Origin of the sequence: Xanthomonas protegens (genome assembly GCF_038442435.1) — a bacterium.
Lineage (GTDB): Bacteria > Pseudomonadota > Gammaproteobacteria > Xanthomonadales > Xanthomonadaceae > Xanthomonas_A > Xanthomonas_A sontii.
In genome coordinates this window covers 36,703-51,427 of record NZ_JAQJCQ010000019.1, presented here as the reverse complement: position 1 = coordinate 51,427, position 14,725 = coordinate 36,703, and the positions used below count along the sequence as shown (strand labels likewise).

Here is a 14,725-nt window from a genome sequence, read left to right as displayed (position 1 = left end):
TCCCCTTCCAGGAGCGCCGTCATGATCGATCTGTACTACTGGCCCACCCCCAATGGGCACAAGGTCACCCTGTTCCTCGAGGAAGCCGGGCTGGACTACACGCTCAAGCCGGTCAACATCGGTGCCGGCGAGCAGTTCGCCCCCGACTTCCTGACGATCTCGCCGAACAACAAGATGCCGGCCATCGTCGACCATGCCCCGGCCGACGGCGGCGCGCCGCAGAGCGTGTTCGAGTCCGGCGCGATCCTGCTGTACCTGGCCGAGAAGACCGGCCGCTTCCTCCCGGCAGATCCGCGCGGGCGCGTGCTCGCGCTGGAATGGCTGTTCTGGCAGATGGCCGGGCTCGGCCCGATGACCGGGCAGATGGGGCATTTCAACGTCTACGCGCCGGAGAAGATCGGCTATGCGATCGAACGCTACGGCAACGAGGTGCGGCGCCTGCACGGCGTGCTGGACAAGCGCCTGGCGCACAGCGCCTACCTGGCCGGCGACGACTACGGCATCGCCGACATGGCCAGCTACCCGTGGATCGAGGTGTACAACGGCCTGACCCCCGACTACGCCGCCTTCCCGCACCTCAAGCGCTGGCACGACGCCATCGCCGCACGCCCGGCCACCCAGCGTGCCTACGCACTGAAGGAACAGGTGAACCCGAACGCGGGCAAGCCGCTCAGCGACGCCGAGCGCAAGCACCTGTTCGGGCAGCGCTGAGCCGGCGCGCTTCTCAAATCCCGGGCGCACGCGCATCATCCGTGCGCTCGGTGCTCCATCAGGAACCTTCATGCGCTCTCTGTTCGCCGCTCTCGCCCTCATGCTCGCCACCCCCATCCTTCCCGCCCACGCCGAGAAACTGACCCTGGAGGCCATCACCGGCAGCAAGCCGCTGTCCGGGCCGACCCTGATGAAGCCCAAGGTGGCGCCGGACGGCTCGCGGGTGACCTTCCTGCGCGGCAAGGACAGCGACCGCAACCAGCTGGACCTGTGGGAATACGACATCGCCAGCGGCCAGACCCGCATGCTGGTGGATTCCAAGCTGGTGCTGCCGGGCACCGAAACCCTGAGCGACGAGGAGAAGGCGCGCCGCGAGCGCCAGCGCATCGCCGCCTACACCGGCATCGTCGAGTACCAGTGGGCGCCGGACGCGCATGCGCTGCTGTTCCCGCTGGGCGGCGAGCTGTACCTGTACGACCTGCGCAAGACCGGCAGCGCCGCGGTGCGCAAGCTCACCCACGGCGAAGGCTTCGTCACCGATCCGAAGATCTCGCCCAAGGGCGGCTACGTCAGCTTCGTGCGCGGGCGCAACCTGTGGGTGATCGACCTGGCCAGCGGCCAGCAGCACCAGCTCACCCGCGACGGCAGCGAGACCATCGGCAACGGCGTGGCCGAGTTCGTCGCCGACGAGGAGATGGATCGCCACACCGGCTACTGGTGGGCGCCGGACGATTCGGCGATCGCCTTCGCGCGCATCGACGAAACCGAGGTGCCGGTGCAGAAGCGCCCGGAGGTCTACGCCGACCATACCGAGGTGGTGGAGCAGCGCTATCCGCAGGCCGGCCAGCCCAACGTGAAGGTGCAACTCGGCACGATCGCGCCGCGCGCCGGCGCGCAGCCGCAGTGGATCGACCTGGGCAAGAACCCGGACATCTACCTGGCGCGGGTGGACTGGCGCGATCCGCAACGGCTGACCTTCCAGCGCCAGTCGCGCGACCAGAAGCGCCTGGAGCTGATCGAGGCGACGCTGGCCACCGGCAAGCAGCGTGTGCTGATCACCGAGACCAGCCCGACCTGGGTCCCGCTCACCTACGACCTGCACTTCCTCAAGGACGGACGCTTCGTCTGGGGCTCGGAGCGCAGCGGCTACGAACACCTGTACCTGGCCTCGGAAGACGGCCGCACGCTGCGCCCGCTGACCCAGGGCGAGTGGGTGGTGGACGAGCTGCTGGCGGTGGACGAGGCGGCCGGCAAGGTCTATTTCTCCGCGACCAAGGCGTCGCCGACGCAGACGCAGATCTACACGGTGCCGCTGGCCGGCGGTGCCATCGAGCAGCTGTCCAAGCCCAACGGCACGCATGCCGCCAGCTTCGCCAAGAACGCCAGCGTGTATGTCGACAGCTGGTCCAACACCACCACGCCGCCGCAGATCGAGCTGTTCCGCGCCACTGGCGAAAAGATCGCCACCCTGCTGGTCAACGACCTGGCCGATCCGCAACACCCGTATGCGGCCTACCGCGCCGCGCAGCGTCCGGTCGAGTTCGGCACCATGACCGCCGCCGACGGCAAGACCCAGCTGCACTACCGGCTGATGAAGCCGGACGGGTTCGACCCGGGCAAGCGCTACCCGGTGGTGGTCTACGTGTACGGCGGCCCGGCCGCGCAGACCGTGGTCGACGGCTGGCCCGGCCGCGGCGATGCGCTGTTCGACCAGTACCTGGCCCAGCACGGCTATGTGGTGTTCTCGCTCGACAACCGCGGCACGCCGCGCCGCGGCCGCGATTTCGGCGGCGCGCTGTACCAGCACCAGGGCACCGTGGAAGTGGACGACCAGTTGCGCGGCGTGGCCTGGCTGAAGACGCAGCCGTGGGTGGATGCGGCGCGTATCGGCGTGTACGGCTGGTCCAACGGCGGCTACATGACCCTGATGCTGCTGGCCAAGCACAGCGAGGCCTATGCCTGCGGCGCCGCCGGCGCGCCGGTCACCGACTGGGGTCTGTACGACAGCCACTACACCGAGCGCTACATGAACCTGCCCAAGGCCAATCCCGACGGCTACCGCGACAGCCGCGTGGCCGCGCACCTGGACGGGCTGACCTCGCAACTGCTGCTGCTGCACGGCATGGCCGACGACAACGTGCTGTTCACCAATTCCACCTCGCTGATGAGCGAACTGCAGAAGCGCGGCAAGCTGTTCGAGCTGATGACCTATCCGGGCGCCAAGCACGGCCTGTCCGGCAGCAACGCGCTGCACCGCTACCGCACCACCGAAGCCTTCCTGGCGCGTTGCCTCAAGCCCTGAGTGCGCCGTTCCGCTTCCACCTTCCCGCTTCCGCACGACAAGGAGTGACGTCATGTCGAGTCCGCCGCCGCTGCCCGGTACGCCCGGTCCCACCTCCACCACGGCGCTGCCGCCGGCCAAGCGCGGCTGGTGGGCGCGGCACTGGAAGTGGGCGGTGCCGCTGATCGTGCTGGTGCTTGGCGCCCTGCTGCTGGCGTCGATCGCGGTGTTCGTGCTCGGCATCGCGCGCGTCACCAAGTCCTCCGAGCCGTATCGGGTCGGCGTGATGGCCGCGCAACACGACCCGCGCGTGGCGGCCGCGCTGGGCGCGCCGATCAAGGACGGCATCATGCCCAGCGGCAGCTTCAACAGCAGCGGCGGCGGCAGTGGCAATGCCGAGCTGAGCGTGTCGCTGCACGGCAGCCGCGCCAACGGCACCCTGTACATCGAAGCCGAGCGCCATGCGGGCGAGTGGCACTACACCACCTTGCAGGTATTGCCGGATGCGGGTGAAGCGATCCCGCTGCTCGATGCGCTCGGGCAGGACGCCGACAGCGACGAGGACGAAGAGGCGGACGGGATGGCGGTCGAGGCGCCGCCGGTGCCCGCCACGGACGTCGACGACAGCGCCACGCCGGCCGAGGCCGACGCGACGAAGTAAGCAGCGGGAACGATCTGCCGCCCCCGCGCCGCGTGGTGCGTGGGTGGCGCCATGGGGGGCGCGATCGCACCGCCCATGTCCTGCAATCATGCGCTCTGCTGCCGGCACAGCATGTGCGCGACCGCGGCGGCGTGGTCTTCACCCACATGCTGCACCGCGGCGTGGCGGCGGCCATGACCTCCGGCAGATGGCCGAGCCGGCACGCGCCGCGTACGGTCCTGACATCATTCTGTCGGAGCTGCGCCATGAAGCCACGTGTCCTCGCCATCGCCCTGACCCTGGCACTGGCGGCGCCTTCGCCATTTCCCGCGCTGGCTGCGGCGGCCGCACCGGCTGCCGCAGCCGCCACGCGCGCACCGGCCTGGGTGGAGCGCAGCAATGCGTTCGCGCAGATCCTGCTGCAGGCGCAGGCGCCGTTCCAGGCCGAGGAAGTGAGCTTCTTCGGCGTGCCCGGATTCGACGACCAGGTCTCCGATTTCGGTCCCGACAACGCGCGGCGCTTCCGCGAGGCCACCGCTGCCGCGCGCCGCACGCTGCAGGAAAAACTGCAGGTGGAGCGCGATCCGAACGTGCGCCAGGATCTGGCGATCCTGATCCACGCCGCCGACCAGGCGATCGAGGGCAGCACGCTCAACGAGCGTTTTTTGCTGCCATGGACCGACGCGCCGCAGCATGTGTTCGGCGGACTCAACAACCTGTTGTCCGAGCAGGTACCGGCGGCGCGCCGCGCCAAGGCGCTGCTGCGGCTGCAGCGCTACGTCGGTTTGGCGCCGGGCAGCACCTCGATCCTGCTGCTGGCGCGGCAACGCTACGAAGAAAAGCGCGCCGACGGAAAGCTCCTGCAGCCGACTAGGCGCGAGGTCGAGCAGGCCTTGAGCAACGTCGACACCTACGCCAAGGGCATTCGCGCGCTGTTCGCCGAGTACAAGATCACCGGCGCGGATGCGGCACTGGCGGCGCTGGACAAGCAGTTCCAGGACTACGCCACGTGGACGCGCACGGTCGTGCTGCCGCAGGCGCGCGAGGATGCGCGCCTGCCGCCCGAGCTGTATGCGTTCCAGCTCAAGCAGGTCGGCATCGACATCGCACCGCAGGTGCTGATGCAGCGCGCGCAGCTGGAATTCATGGAAACCCGCGCGGCGATGCAGCAGCTGGCGCCGCAGGTGGCCGCGGCCAAGGGCCTGCGCGGCGACGATGCCCGCGATTACCGCACGGTGCTGCGCGCGCTCAAGCGCGACACCATTGCCGACGACAAGCTCGAAGCCCACTACCGCAGCGTCATCGATCGCATCGATCCGATCATCCGCCAGCAGCGCATCGTCGACGTGCCGCAGCGGCCGATGCAGATGCGCCTGGGCTCGCCGGCCGAGAGCGCCGCGCAACCGGCGCCGCATTTCCGCCCGGCACCGCTGGTCGGCAACACCGGCGAGCAGGGCACCTTCGTGCTGCCGCTGGGCAATCCGGACAGCGCCGGCAAGGGCGAGCACTACGACGATTTCAACTTCGGCGCCGCGGCGTGGACGTTGAGCGCGCACGAGGGCCGGCCGGGCCACGAACTGCAGTTCACCGCCATGGTCGAGCGCGGCGTGTCGCTGGCGCGCAGCCTGTTCGCGTTCAACTCGGTCAACGTCGAAGGCTGGGCGCTGTACGCCGAGGCCGAGATGGTGCCGTACGAGCCGCTGGACGGGCAGTTGATCGCCCTGCAGTTCCGCCTGCTGCGCGCGGCGCGCGCCATGCTCGACCCGATGCTCAATCTCGGCCTGATCGATCGCGAGCGGGCGCGCCTGGTGCTGGAGAACGACGTCGGCCTGTCGCCGGCGATGGCCCGGCAGGAGCTGGACCGCTACATGGTGCGTGCGCCCGGCCAGGCCGGCAGCTACTTCTACGGCTACAGCCGCATCCTGGAACTGCGCATGCGCACCGAACTGGCGCTGGGCGCCAGGTTCGACCGGCTGAAGTTCAACAACTTCCTGCTGGACCAGGGGCTGTTGCCCCCGGACCAACTGGCCACGGCGGTGGACGAGGAGTTCGTGCCAGCGCAGCGCAAGTGAGGGCCATCGTACCGCTGCGCGAAAGCGCAGCGGTACGGCCTTCAGTGCTCGTACGGCACGCTTTCCGGGCGCCGGCTAGGGTCCGTCCAGTTGCCTTGTTTGGCGGCTGCCGGACAGATGTCCTCGTATTGGTCCACCGCAGCGATCGCGATGGGCGTCCATGCACCGCAGTGCGAGCCGTGCTTGCAGCAGCGAACCGGACTCGGCTTCAAACAATAGCCTGGGTCCGCTTGCCATGTGCCACTGATCGGATCGACCGGACTCCAGTTCTTGTCGATGCCCTTGCAACCTTGGGTGCAGAACACGAAAGGATCATTGTCGCGGCACACGAGCGTCTTGTAGACCGGTGCGGCGGTGGCGTGAAACGACAGCAAACATGTAGCGAAAATCCATATCCAACGCTTCATGGGCTCTCCTCCTGGATGAAGACGACAAGGGTTCTCTGCTGCATGAAGACGATCCAGTTCATGCATTCCCTACCCACGTGAGCGGATGCATGCGGTTCGCAGCCAAGCGGGACTGTCCGCCTTTCAGGCGGGTGAACCATAACGTAATGATGTTGCAGTGCCTGGATGCAGGCAGGCCGACGCGCAGCGGACGTCGCCGCTGTACGACTGCCCGGTGGCTCGGTTTCAGCGTCCCGCTGGTGCCGCTGGCGCCTGCGCCCCCGGCGGCACCCAGATCGCCATGCCGGCGGCACGTTTCTGCGTGGTGGGGATGCCGATGCCCAGACCGCCGCCGACGTGGCCGCCGTAGCTGCCCGCGCCGACCGACAGGCCGCCGCCGGAGCGCTGCGAGCCCACGCCCATCAGCACCACGCCGTTGGCGCCGAGCTTGGCCGCGTCGCGCTTGAGCCGGTCCACCGCCGCGTCGGTCTGGCCCTGGGTGCCGAAGCCGGCCGCGCTGGAGGCTTCGAGTTGGGCGATATCCACCGCCCCCGGCGGCGGCGCAGAGTAGATCTGCACCAGTGCCGGGTCGATCGGCGGGCGCGCCGCGCCGACCATGACCTTCGAGGAACTGGCGCAGCCGGCCAGGGCCAGCAGCAGCGCCAGCGGCAACAGCGGTCGGATGTTCATGGCCTTACCCCCGTGTTCGGATCTCACGCGATCATAGGCTGGCCGGGTGAATCGTGCCGAACCCGCCGCTGTCGCACCCTCGCAGGGCCGCCGTGATCCCCATGCCAAGAGTTGGGTTGCCTGGCGTTCGCCGCGCGCTATGGTGCAGGCTGACATTCGCACGGAGGCCGGCATGGGCCTGATCAGTCTGCTGTGGGGCATCGTGGCGTTGCTGTGGATGATCCTGGCCTTCATCCCGCTGCTCGGCTGGGGCAACTGGTTCCTGATCCCGTTCGCCGCGGTCGGCGCGCTGATCGCCGCGATCGGGCTGCTGTTCACCGCGGCGCCCAACCGCGGCCGCGCCAAGACCGGCCTGATGCTCAATGCGCTGGTGATCGTGGTCGGGGTGATCCGGTTGAGCTTGGGCGGCGGGGTGATCTGACCCGCGTGCCGGCCGACCGGCATGCTGTGTTGCAGCATTCCGCGCTGCGCGCCGCGTCGGCGGGAGTAAGATGCCCAGCCGACGGCGCCCGCGCGCGGGCCGCCTCGCGTTCACGCCGGTGCCGGCGGCGCGGCCTGCGGTGCCTGGCGGCATCGGCCGTGCGACCGGCGCGGCCTCCCAGAATCCGCCCACCCAGGAGCCTGCACGTGGCCCATCCCCACTATCGCCCCCGGCGCATGCGCCGCGATGCCTTTTCGCGCCGCCTGATGCGCGAACATACCCTCACCGTCGACGACCTGATCTGGCCGGTGTTCGTGCACGACGTGCCGGGGCGCACGCCGATCGCCTCCATGCCGGGCGTGGAGCGGCTGTCGATCGAAGAACTGCTGAAAGAGGCCGAGGCAGCGCTGGAGCTGGGCATCCCGGTGATCGACCTGTTCCCGGTGATCGACCCGGCCGGCAAGTCGCTGGACGCGGCCGAGGCCTGGAACCCGGACGGCCTCGCGCAACGCGCGGTGCGGGCGCTGAAGACGCGCTTCCCGGAGCTGGGCGTGATGACCGACGTGGCGCTGGATCCGTACACCAGCCACGGCCAGGACGGCATCATCGACGACCGCGGCTACGTGCTCAACGACATCACCGTCGAGGCGCTGGTGCGGCAATCGCTGTCGCATGCGCAGGCCGGCGTGGACATCGTCTCGCCGTCGGACATGATGGACGGGCGCATCGGCGCGATCCGCCGCGCGCTGGATGCCGACGAGCACCTGCACGTGCGCATCATGGCCTACTCGGCCAAGTACGCCTCGGCGTTCTATGGCCCGTTCCGCGAGGCGGTGGGCAGCGCCGGCAACCTCGGCAAGGCCGACAAGACCACCTACCAGATGGATCCGGCCAACGGCGACGAGGCCCTGCGCGAGATCGCGCTGGACCTGGAAGAAGGTGCGGACATGGTGATGGTCAAGCCCGGCATGCCCTACCTGGACGTGGTGCGGCGGGTGAAGGACGAATTCCGCGTGCCGACCTTCGCCTACCAGGTCAGCGGCGAGTACGCGATGCTCAAGGCAGCGATCGGCAACGGCTGGCTGGACGAGCGCGCCTGCGTGCTGGAGTCGCTGATGGCGTTCAAGCGCGCCGGCGCCGACGGCGTGCTGACCTACTTCGCGCCGCAGGTGGCGCGCTGGCTGCGCGAGGCGCGCTGAGCCGGCGCTGCTTGTTGCAGGCGCCTCCGTCGCGGCGTGTTTCTCGGGAAGGCACTGCCGCGACTGAAGGGCACCTCCAGCAACGACCAAGCCATTGGGAGGAGCGGCTTCAGCCGCGACGGGCATTCCCGGGAATGCCTGTCGCGGCTGAAGCCGCTCCTGCAATCGAGACAGGACATCATGCCGAGCCGCGGCAATGACGCGTCATTCGAGGTGTCCCGAAGTCGCTCCCTTACAGGCAGCGATCTTGCGATCCATTGGCGTGGATCCCCGTAGGAGCGGCTTCAGCCGCGACCGGGCTTTCCCGTTGCATCACGGTCGCGGCTGAAGCCGCTCCTACGTAAACGTCGGCGCTAGGCCGTTGGCGTCGCCGCCGGCAGACAGCCCAGCCCCTGCAGCGTCGCCTCCACTGCCACGTCCAGCGGCGTATGCGGTTCTTCGCCGAGCACTTCCAGCAGCCGCGCATTGCGCATGCGCAGCGGGTGCCGCCACAGCGGGCGCATCTCGTGCAGTTCGCGCGCCAGCGGCCAGAACGGCTGGGCCAGGGTCAGCAGCGGCCACGGGAAGCGGCGCGTGCTTGGCGGCGCCAGGCCATGGCGCTGCGCCACCCGCGCGATCGCCGCGGCCATCTGCGTGCCGTCGGCGTCCCAGTGCCCGTCCATGTGCAGGCGGGCGAACGCCGGCAGGCGCGTACGCTGTTGCAGCAGCGCCAGTATGGTCCGCGCCACGTCCGGCACGTAGGCCCATTGGTGGCCCACGCCCGGATCGCCCGGCAGGGTCACCGTCGTGACCGGCCGTCCCGGCCGCACCAGCCCATGCGCGAACCAGCTGTTGCCCACGCGCGGGCCGAAGAAGTCGCCGGCGCGCACGACGATCGCGCGTGCGCCTTGTGCGGTCGCGGCCTGCAGGCGCCGCTCCAGTTCCACCCGGATCGCGCCCTTGCGCGTGACCGGGGCCTGCGGCGCGTCTTCGTCCGGCGCCGGGTAGGCGTCCGGACCGTAGTTGTAGACCGTGCCCGGGAGGACCACGGTGGCGCGCTCGGCGATGGCCGCGGCGACGGTGTTGTCGATCATCGGCAGTACCAGCTCCGACCAGCGCCGGTAGCCAGGCGGATTGACCGCATGCACGATCACCGCACAGCCCTTGGCCGCCTGCAGCACGTCGGCCCGTTGCAGCGCATCGCCGCGGTGCCAGTGGATGCCGTCGCGCGCCTCGCTGGGGTGGGCGAGGCCGCGCTGCAGGGCGCGCACCTGCCAGCCGGCGTCGCGCATCTGCCGCGCCAGTTCGCCGCCGATGCCGCCGCTGGCGCCCAGCACCAGGGCCGTGGAAGAAGAAGGGGACATGGCAGCGCTCCGTTGGGGTCGGCGCTCAGTCTCGGTGCCGGCGCCGCAAAAGAAAATTGGCGAAGAGCACCGACCAGCTATACATTTCTGTATGGACAATACGATCGGCTGGGAACTCTACCGGTCCTTCCTGGCGGTGCTGGAGGAGGGCTCGTTGTCGGCGGCGGCGCGCGCGCTGGGGCTGACCCAGCCCACGGTCGGCCGGCACGTGGCGGCGCTGGAACAGGCGCTGGCGGTGCCGCTGTTCGTTCGCTCGCAGACCGGCCTGCTGCCCACCGATGCCGCCCTGGCCTTGCGCGGGCATGCGCAGGCGATGGGCAGCCTGGCCGCGTCGCTGCAGCGCGCGGCGGGCCGCCACGGCGGTGCGGTGCGCGGCACGGTGCGCATCGCCGCCAGCGAGGTGATCGGCGCGGAAGTGCTGCCGCCGGTGCTGGCGGCCTTGCGCCGCACGCATCCGCACCTGCGGCTGGAACTGGTGTTGAGCAACCGTGTGCAGGACCTGCTGCACCGCGAGGCCGACGTGGCGGTACGCATGACCCGGCCTACCCAGGACGTGCTGGTCGCGCGCCGCGTCGGCGAGGTGGCGGTGGCGCTGTTCGCGCACCAGGACTACGTGGACCGGCATGGCCTGCCGCGGACGCTGGAGGAACTGCCGCAGCACGCGCTGATCGGCTTCGATACGGAAACGCCGTTCCTGCGCGCCGCCCGCAGTGCGCTGCCGCCGTGGCGGCGCGAGGCGTTCGCGTTGCGCGCCGACAGCGACCTGGCGCAACTGGCCTTGCTGCGCGCTGGCTGCGGCATCGGCTTCTGCCAGGTCGCGCTGGCGCGGCGCGTGCCGACGCTGGTGCCGGTGCTGCCGCGGCAGGTGCGCGTCGGCCTGGAGAGCTGGATCGTGATGCACCAGGACGTACGCGGCAGCGCCGCCTGCAGTGCCGTGTTCTCGGCCTTGGTCGAGGCGATGGTGGCGCACACCGCCTGAGGGGCGTGCGCTTGCGATGGCGGCCGGCTGGCGCATACGCGCCTCCGGCCGCCCCAACCCGGGCAGGGAATCAGGACGCTTTTACCAATCCCGAATTCCCACTCCCGAATCCCCGCCTTACGGCAGCGTCAGCGCGATCGGATTGGCCTTCATGCTGGCGCTGATCGCCGGGAACGGATCCACGCCGGACATGGTGATGACGTCGTTGATCGACACCACGTCGCAGTTGATGGTGCTGTCGTTGACGCACATGTAGGCGGCCGCGCCGTTGCCCGGTTCGTACACCGCCTTCCACACGTAGTTCGGAATCTGCACGTTGTCGGCGCCGATGCTGCTGCGCGTGCCGCTGTCGAAGGCCGGGCCGGTGACCACGTAGACCTCGCCGCGCTGCTTGGCCAGCTGACGCACCTGCTCTTCGATCCGCGCCCACTCGCCGGTGTTGAGCTTGTGGTCCTGCGGGACCACGTTGGCCATCGAGAAGGTTTCCTTCTCCGAGCTGGTGGTCGAGGCGTCGCCGGCCGGGGTCATGTGGCCGCGGTCGAAGCCGGAGTTGGTGTAGTCCGAGGTATGCGAGCGGTCGGCGGCCGGGATGCCGGTCTCGTCGTGGAAGGAGCCGACGCGGCCGATCGATTCGGCGCCGGCGACCTGCTGGTCGGTGATGTGCTCGGCCGAGTACAGCGGACCCTTGGTCACGCCGGAGGCCATCAGCACGTATTCGGTATGGCAGACCTCGGTGGTGCGGCTGGTGATCGACGCGTCGAGCGTCGGCGCCTTGCCGCCGGCGTAGAGCGTGGGACAGCTGGTAGCGGCGCTTGCCGCCTGGGCGGCGAACAGCGCAAGCAGGGCAAGACAACCGCGCAGGGAGACGGACATTGCAGGAACCTCGGCTGGTCAGGGGAGGTGAAGAAACTGGCGAGATTCGATGTCTGTCGGGTGACCGCTGGATGTGCCGCAAATGGCAACTGCGCCGTGGGTCACGCTTGGCGGTAGACGGTGCGCCGCCACGGATCAATCGCATGCGATAAGCGTTCTCATTTACAATGCGCGACCGCCCTGTCCCGCACCGCGCCGACGTGATCAAGTCCTTGTTGTTCCAGCTGCACTGGCTGCTCGGCATCAGCGCCGGGCTGGTGCTGTCGGTGATGGGCCTGAGTGGGGCCACGCTCGCCTTCGAGGACGAGATCGTGCGCCTGGCCAATCCGCCGCTGGCGGCCATCGCCGCGCGCCATGCCGCCGGTGAGCAGCCCTTGCCGCTGGCCGAGCTGGCGCGGCGCCTGGACCTGCAAGGGGCGCACCGCAGCAACCGCCTGTTGATCGATCCGACCGGCACGCGGCCGTCCGCGGTGCGCCTGCCCGGCCGCGACGGCGGCCGCCTGTACTTCGACCCCTACACCGGCGCGGTGCTGCCGGCGCCGCGCCTGGACGGGTTCTTCTCCTTCGTCGAAGACCTGCACCGGCGCCTGGCCGCGGGCGAGCGCGGCAAGGCGGTCACCGGCGTTTGCGCCTTCGTGCTGATCTTCTTCTGCCTGTCCGGGTTGTACCTGCGCTGGCCGCGGCGCTGGTGGAGCTGGCGCGCCTGGTGGGCGGTGGAGTGGAACCGGCAGGGGCGCAGTTTCCTGTGGAGCCTGCACTCGGTGATCGGCACCTGGTGCCTGCTGGTGTACCTGCTGATTGCCGCGACCGGGCTGTACTGGTCCTACGACTGGTACAGGCAGGGGCTGGTGGCGATGCTCGGCGGCGATGCCGCACCCAAGGAGAAGGAAGGCGGCCGCGGCGGGAAGCCACCCGCAGTGGACTACGCGCGGCTGCAGGCGGCCCTCGCCACCGTGCCGGCCGCGCAGCGCGCCTACCTGGACCTGCGCCTGCCCGGCCGCAGCGGCCAGCCGATCGTGGCCCGCTACCTGCCGCCCGATCCGGCGCACGACCGCGCCTACGACAGCGTGGAGGTCGATCCGGCCAGCGGCCGCATCGTGCGCCACTTGCAGTATCGGCAGCAGCCGCTGGGCCGGCGCCTGCTGACCAGCATGTTCGCGTTGCACAGCGGCAGCTTCTTCGGTCTGCCCGGGCGCGTGGCGATGCTGCTGGCGAGCCTGTGCATGTCGCTGTTCTTCGTCACCGGCTGGATGCTGTACCTGGACCGCCGGCGCAAGAAGCGCGCATTGCGCGCCGCGCGCCGCGCGCTACCGGGGCTGGTCGGCGATGCCGCCGGCGCCTGGCTGGTGGGCTTTGCCAGCCAGAGCGGCCTGGCCGAGCGCCTGGCCTGGCAGACCGCCGCGCAATTGCAGGCCGCCGGGCTGGCGGTGGAGGTGCGTTCGCTGGCGCAGCTGGATCTGGCCCAACTGCGCGGCAGCCAGCGCGCGCTGTTCGTGGTCAGCACCTTCGGCGACGGCGAACCGCCGGACGCGGCGCGCGGCTTCGTCCGCCGCGTGCTGCGCCAGGTCCAGGCCCTGCCGGAGCTGCGCTACGCCATGCTCGGCCTGGGCGATCGCCAGTACCCGCAGTTCTGCGGCTTCTCGCGGGAGCTGCAGCATTGGCTGGACGCGCAGGGCGCGCAGGCGCTGTTCCCGCCACTGGAAGTGGACAACGCCGATCCGCAGGCACTGGCGCAATGGCAATGGCAACTGTCTGCGCTCACCGGCGTGGCGGCGTCGGCGCCGGTGCTGCAGGCGCCGGAGCCGCTGGACTGGCGCCTGGCCGGCCGCGCCCTGCTCAATCCCGGCAGCGCCGGCGCGCCGGTGTGGCGTATCGACCTCGTGCCGCCGCCGCAGGCGCACTGGCATGCCGGCGACATCCTGGAAGTGCAGCCTTGCCACGCCGCCGACGTGGTCCGCACCTGGCTCGCCACGCAGGCGCTGGACGCCGAACAGACGGTACAGGCCGATGGCCTGCGGCAGCCGCTGTGGCAGGCGCTGGCATCACGCGCGCTGACGCCGCCAACGCCGGGCGACGACCTGCAGGCCTGGGTGGACGCGCTGCCGACCCTGCCGCTGCGCGAGTACTCGATTGCTTCGGTGCCGGCCGACGGCCTGCTGCAACTGGTGGTGCGCCTGACCCTGCGCGACGACGGCCGCCCCGGCGTGGGCGCCGGCTGGCTGTGCCAGCATGCGCCGGTGGGCGCGGTGCTGCGCGCGCAGGTGCGGGCCAACCCCGGGTTCCGCCGGCATGGCGATGCGCCCATGCTGCTGATCGGCAACGGCACCGGCATCGCCGGCCTGCGCAGCCTGCTGCGCGAGGCCGCGCAGGCCGGTGTGCAGGGGCACTGGCTGCTGTTCGGCGAACGCAATGCCGCGCACGATGCGTTGTTCGGCGACGAACTGAAGGCCTGGCGCGACGCCGGCCATCTGCAGCGCCTGGATCTGCTGTTCTCGCGCGACCAGGCGCACAAGCGCTACGTGCAGGACGGGTTGCGCGAGTCTGCCGACGCGGTCCGCGACTGGGTGGCGCGAGGCGCCACCGTGTATGTCTGCGGAAGCCTCGCCGGCATGGCGCGCGGTGTGGATACGGCGTTGCGCGAGATCCTGGGCGAGGACACGCTCGATGCGCTCAGCGCCGAGGGGCGGTATCGGCGCGACGTGTATTGAGGCGATGCGCCGCCAGCGGCACGATCAGTGGCCGCTGCGTGCTTGCGTCGATCGTCCCTCGGCCGCAGAGCAGATGCGTGTGGCGCGAGGTCAGGGCGTTTCCTGTCGTCTGCGTCGGCCATGCATCAACCTGATGCGCTGTGCCTTGTAGGAGCGGCTTCAGCCGCGACCGGTACCCGACAAGGCACATTGCGGCTGTTCCTGCACAAGGGCGAGACGCGCTCCTGCACGACGACGAGTCTCACTGAACTGCTATAGAGCAGGCTTAGAAGGAGACCTTGGGTCGCGACGGGCGAACAGGCGGTGCGTCCAGCTGCCATGCGTCGGGACTGAAGTCCCTCCCACAGCGGCCTTCCGAGGTCCGTTTGCCGGGCGTGTCGGCATGCCAGCAGCCGGTATCCCGAAAACGCCCGGTCGTGACT

The 14,725-nt window shown here is 69.9% G+C and carries 12 protein-coding genes; 8 read left to right on the top strand and 4 right to left on the bottom strand.

Annotated elements, in window-relative coordinates; genetic code table 11:
* Nucleotides 1-21 precede the first annotated feature (21 nt).
* The 4 genes from PIQ37_RS18420 to PIQ37_RS18405 all read left to right on the top strand — a co-directional run bounded on the left by PIQ37_RS18420 (nt 22) and on the right by PIQ37_RS18405 (nt 5,704).
* The gene (locus PIQ37_RS18420; RefSeq protein WP_342074567.1) at nt 22-711 is read left to right on the top strand and encodes a glutathione binding-like protein; all 690 of its coding nucleotides are present in this window, start codon (nt 22-24) and stop codon (nt 709-711) included.
* A 70-nt stretch (nt 712-781) separates the two neighbouring features.
* Nucleotides 782-3,013 (top strand): S9 family peptidase, encoded by a 2,232-nt coding sequence (locus PIQ37_RS18415; RefSeq protein WP_342074566.1) that lies wholly within the window; start codon nt 782-784, stop codon nt 3,011-3,013.
* A 52-nt stretch (nt 3,014-3,065) separates the two neighbouring features.
* Nucleotides 3,066-3,653 carry a cytochrome c oxidase assembly factor Coa1 family protein gene (locus PIQ37_RS18410; protein WP_342074565.1) on the top strand — a complete coding sequence of 196 codons (588 nt, stop codon included), beginning with the start codon at nt 3,066-3,068 and terminating at the stop codon, nt 3,651-3,653.
* 245 nt (nt 3,654-3,898) lie between these two features.
* The gene (locus PIQ37_RS18405) at nt 3,899-5,704 is read left to right on the top strand and encodes a DUF885 domain-containing protein (protein WP_342074564.1); all 1,806 of its coding nucleotides are present in this window, start codon (nt 3,899-3,901) and stop codon (nt 5,702-5,704) included.
* Between the two features lie 41 nt (nt 5,705-5,745).
* On the opposite strand, the gene PIQ37_RS18400 is transcribed toward PIQ37_RS18405, so the two are convergent.
* Together PIQ37_RS18400 and PIQ37_RS18395 are read right to left on the bottom strand one after the other, a co-directional pair.
* The gene (locus tag PIQ37_RS18400; protein WP_342074563.1) at nt 5,746-6,111 is read right to left on the bottom strand and encodes a hypothetical protein; all 366 of its coding nucleotides are present in this window, start codon (nt 6,109-6,111) and stop codon (nt 5,746-5,748) included.
* 225 nt (nt 6,112-6,336) lie between these two features.
* A complete protein-coding gene (locus tag PIQ37_RS18395; RefSeq protein ID WP_152181558.1) occupies nt 6,337-6,780 on the bottom strand; it encodes a hypothetical protein in 444 nt (147 codons plus the stop codon).
* A gap of 172 nt (nt 6,781-6,952) precedes the next feature.
* Between PIQ37_RS18395 and PIQ37_RS18390 the strand changes: the two genes are divergently transcribed.
* Together PIQ37_RS18390 and hemB are read left to right on the top strand one after the other, a co-directional pair.
* Entirely contained in the window at nt 6,953-7,201 is a 249-nt protein-coding gene (locus tag PIQ37_RS18390) for a hypothetical protein (protein ID WP_010340624.1), read from the top strand.
* 206 nt (nt 7,202-7,407) lie between these two features.
* A complete protein-coding gene (gene hemB, locus PIQ37_RS18385) occupies nt 7,408-8,400 on the top strand; it encodes a porphobilinogen synthase (protein ID WP_026144287.1) in 993 nt (330 codons plus the stop codon).
* 353 nt (nt 8,401-8,753) lie between these two features.
* Here the strand turns inward: hemB and PIQ37_RS18380 are convergent, their stop codons facing one another.
* Entirely contained in the window at nt 8,754-9,743 is a 990-nt protein-coding gene (locus PIQ37_RS18380; RefSeq protein ID WP_342074562.1) for an NAD-dependent epimerase/dehydratase family protein, read from the bottom strand.
* A gap of 91 nt (nt 9,744-9,834) precedes the next feature.
* On the opposite strand from PIQ37_RS18380, the gene PIQ37_RS18375 reads away from it, so the two are divergent.
* The gene (locus PIQ37_RS18375; protein ID WP_342074561.1) at nt 9,835-10,722 is read left to right on the top strand and encodes a LysR family transcriptional regulator; all 888 of its coding nucleotides are present in this window, start codon (nt 9,835-9,837) and stop codon (nt 10,720-10,722) included.
* A 117-nt stretch (nt 10,723-10,839) separates the two neighbouring features.
* On the opposite strand, the gene PIQ37_RS18370 is transcribed toward PIQ37_RS18375, so the two are convergent.
* Entirely contained in the window at nt 10,840-11,595 is a 756-nt protein-coding gene (locus PIQ37_RS18370; protein WP_048491289.1) for a DNA/RNA non-specific endonuclease, read from the bottom strand.
* 200 nt (nt 11,596-11,795) lie between these two features.
* Between PIQ37_RS18370 and PIQ37_RS18365 the strand changes: the two genes are divergently transcribed.
* The gene (locus PIQ37_RS18365; RefSeq protein ID WP_342074596.1) at nt 11,796-14,303 is read left to right on the top strand and encodes a sulfite reductase flavoprotein subunit alpha; all 2,508 of its coding nucleotides are present in this window, start codon (nt 11,796-11,798) and stop codon (nt 14,301-14,303) included.
* Nucleotides 14,304-14,725 lie beyond the last annotated feature (422 nt).

What these genes read in the sequence shown, in the direction of transcription:
- PIQ37_RS18370 (WP_048491289.1), bottom strand. Translation starts at nt 11,595, where the DNA reads ATGTCCGTCTCCCTGCGCGGTTGTCTTGCCCTGCTTGCGCTGTTCGCC.
- PIQ37_RS18375 (WP_342074561.1), top strand. Translation starts at nt 9,835, where the DNA reads ATGGACAATACGATCGGCTGGGAACTCTACCGGTCCTTCCTGGCGGTG.
- PIQ37_RS18380 (WP_342074562.1), bottom strand. Translation starts at nt 9,743, where the DNA reads ATGTCCCCTTCTTCTTCCACGGCCCTGGTGCTGGGCGCCAGCGGCGGC.
- PIQ37_RS18410 (WP_342074565.1), top strand. Translation starts at nt 3,066, where the DNA reads ATGTCGAGTCCGCCGCCGCTGCCCGGTACGCCCGGTCCCACCTCCACC.
- PIQ37_RS18390 (WP_010340624.1), top strand. Translation starts at nt 6,953, where the DNA reads ATGGGCCTGATCAGTCTGCTGTGGGGCATCGTGGCGTTGCTGTGGATG.
- PIQ37_RS18395 (WP_152181558.1), bottom strand. Translation starts at nt 6,780, where the DNA reads ATGAACATCCGACCGCTGTTGCCGCTGGCGCTGCTGCTGGCCCTGGCC.
- PIQ37_RS18400 (WP_342074563.1), bottom strand. Translation starts at nt 6,111, where the DNA reads ATGAAGCGTTGGATATGGATTTTCGCTACATGTTTGCTGTCGTTTCAC.
- PIQ37_RS18405 (WP_342074564.1), top strand. Translation starts at nt 3,899, where the DNA reads ATGAAGCCACGTGTCCTCGCCATCGCCCTGACCCTGGCACTGGCGGCG.
- PIQ37_RS18420 (WP_342074567.1), top strand. Translation starts at nt 22, where the DNA reads ATGATCGATCTGTACTACTGGCCCACCCCCAATGGGCACAAGGTCACC.
- PIQ37_RS18415 (WP_342074566.1), top strand. Translation starts at nt 782, where the DNA reads ATGCGCTCTCTGTTCGCCGCTCTCGCCCTCATGCTCGCCACCCCCATC.